Source organism: Vibrio sp. 1CM7H (assembly GCF_023161645.1).
GTDB lineage: Bacteria > Pseudomonadota > Gammaproteobacteria > Enterobacterales > Vibrionaceae > Vibrio > Vibrio diabolicus.
The window spans coordinates 1-3,020 of record NZ_JALNTV010000022.1; the positions used below are offsets into that span (position 1 = coordinate 1).

The following is a 3,020-nucleotide window of genomic DNA, read 5'->3' on the forward strand; positions in this document are numbered from 1 at the left end:
TTCGGGTTGTATGGTTAAGTGACTAAGCGTACACGGTGGATGCCTTGGCAGTCAGAGGCGATGAAGGACGTATTAACTTGCGATAAGCCCAGATTAGGTAGTAAAAACCACTTGAGTCTGGGATTTCCGAATGGGGAAACCCACTTACATAAGTAAGTATCGTTATGTGAATACATAGCATAACGAGGCGAACCGGGGGAACTGAAACATCTAAGTACCCCGAGGAAAAGAAATCAACCGAGATTCCGAAAGTAGCGGCGAGCGAAATTGGACTAGCCCTTAAGCTTTATAGGCGTCAGGTGAACAAGCTGGAAAGCTTGGCGATACAGGGTGATAGCCCCGTAACTGACGACGCATATTCAGTGAAATCGAGTAGGGCGGGACACGTGATATCCTGTCTGAATATGGGGGGACCATCCTCCAAGGCTAAATACTACTGACTGACCGATAGTGAACCAGTACCGTGAGGGAAAGGCGAAAAGAACCCCTGTGAGGGGAGTGAAATAGAACCTGAAACCGTGTACGTACAAGCAGTAGGAGCAGGCTTTGTCCTGTGACTGCGTACCTTTTGTATAATGGGTCAGCGACTTATATTCAGTGGCAAGGTTAACCATCTAGGGGAGCCGTAGGGAAACCGAGTCTTAACTGGGCGTTCAGTCTCTGGATATAGACCCGAAACCAGGTGATCTAGCCATGGGCAGGTTGAAGGTTGAGTAACATCAACTGGAGGACCGAACCGACTAATGTTGAAAAATTAGCGGATGACTTGTGGCTAGGGGTGAAAGGCCAATCAAACCTGGAGATAGCTGGTTCTCCCCGAAAGCTATTTAGGTAGCGCCTCGGACGAATACTACTGGGGGTAGAGCACTGTTAAGGCTAGGGGGTCATCCCGACTTACCAACCCTTTGCAAACTCCGAATACCAGTAAGTACTATCCGGGAGACACACGGCGGGTGCTAACGTCCGTCGTGGAGAGGGAAACAACCCAGACCGCCAGCTAAGGTCCCAAATTACTACTAAGTGGGAAACGATGTGGGAAGGCTCAGACAGCCAGGATGTTGGCTTAGAAGCAGCCATCATTTAAAGAAAGCGTAATAGCTCACTGGTCGAGTCGGCCTGCGCGGAAGATGTAACGGGGCTAAGTAGTAAACCGAAGCTGCGGCAATATACTTTTGTATATTGGGTAGGGGAGCGTTCTGTAAGCGGTTGAAGGTGTGTGGTAACGCATGCTGGACGTATCAGAAGTGCGAATGCTGACATGAGTAACGATAAAGGGGGTGAAAAACCTCCTCGCCGGAAGACCAAGGGTTCCTGTCCAACGTTAATCGGGGCAGGGTAAGTCGACCCCTAAGGCGAGGCCGAAAGGCGTAGTCGATGGGAAACGGGTTAATATTCCCGTACTTCTTACAATTGCGATGGGGGGACGGAGAAGGCTAGGTGGGCCTGGCGACGGTTGTCCAGGTTCAAGTGCGTAGGCTGAAGAGTTAGGTAAATCCGGCTCTTCTTAAGGCTGAGACACGACGTCGAGCATCTACGGATGTGAAGTCATTGATGCCATGCTTCCAGGAAAAGCCTCTAAGCTTCAGATTGTAAGGAATCGTACCCCAAACCGACACAGGTGGTCGGGTAGAGAATACCAAGGCGCTTGAGAGAACTCGGGTGAAGGAACTAGGCAAAATGGTACCGTAACTTCGGGAGAAGGTACGCTCTCGACGGTGAAGTCCCTCGCGGATGGAGCTATTGAGAGTCGCAGATACCAGGTGGCTGCAACTGTTTATTAAAAACACAGCACTGTGCAAAATCGCAAGATGACGTATACGGTGTGACGCCTGCCCGGTGCCGGAAGGTTAATTGATGGGGTTAGACTTCGGTCGAAGCTCTTGATCGAAGCCCCGGTAAACGGCGGCCGTAACTATAACGGTCCTAAGGTAGCGAAATTCCTTGTCGGGTAAGTTCCGACCTGCACGAATGGCGTAATGATGGCCACGCTGTCTCCACCCGAGACTCAGTGAAATTGAAATCGCTGTGAAGATGCAGTGTACCCGCGGCTAGACGGAAAGACCCCGTGAACCTTTACTACAGCTTGGCACTGAACATTGACCCTACATGTGTAGGATAGGTGGGAGGCTTTGAAGCGCAGTCGCTAGATTGCGTGGAGCCGTCCTTGAAATACCACCCTTGTAGTGTTGATGTTCTAACGTCGACCCCTTATCGGGGTTGCGGACAGTGCCTGGTGGGTAGTTTGACTGGGGCGGTCTCCTCCCAAAGCGTAACGGAGGAGCACGAAGGTGGGCTAATCACGGTTGGACATCGTGAGGTTAGTGCAATGGCATAAGCCCGCTTGACTGCGAGAATGACAATTCGAGCAGGTGCGAAAGCAGGTCATAGTGATCCGGTGGTTCTGAATGGAAGGGCCATCGCTCAACGGATAAAAGGTACTCCGGGGATAACAGGCTGATACCGCCCAAGAGTTCATATCGACGGCGGTGTTTGGCACCTCGATGTCGGCTCATCACATCCTGGGGCTGAAGTCGGTCCCAAGGGTATGGCTGTTCGCCATTTAAAGTGGTACGCGAGCTGGGTTTAGAACGTCGTGAGACAGTTCGGTCCCTATCTGCCGTGGGCGTTGGAGAATTGAAAGGGGCTGCTCCTAGTACGAGAGGACCGGAGTGGACGAACCTCTGGTGTTCGGGTTGTGTCGCCAGACGCATTGCCCGGTAGCTAAGTTCGGGATCGATAACCGCTGAAAGCATCTAAGCGGGAAGCGAGCCTTGAGATGAGTTCTCCCTGATACTTTAAGTATCCTAAAGGGTTGTCGTAGACTACGACGTTGATAGGCAGGGTGTGTAAGCGTTGTGAGGCGTTGAGCTAACCTGTACTAATTGCCCGTGAGGCTTAACCATACAACACCCAAGGGGTTTTGATGGACTCAATGAAAGAACATTGAATGTGTAAGAACGAAAACAGCTTTCCGAATTAAAGAATTTGCTTGGCGACCATAGCGTTTTGGACCCACCTGA

Annotated in this window: 1 rRNA gene; it reads left to right on the forward strand. The window is 51.2% G+C overall.

The annotated features are described in order from the left end of the window. Nucleotides 1–12 precede the first annotated feature (12 nt). Nucleotides 13–2,903: ribosomal RNA gene (locus MSG33_RS23425) — 23S ribosomal RNA — on the forward strand. Nucleotides 2,904–3,020 lie beyond the last annotated feature (117 nt).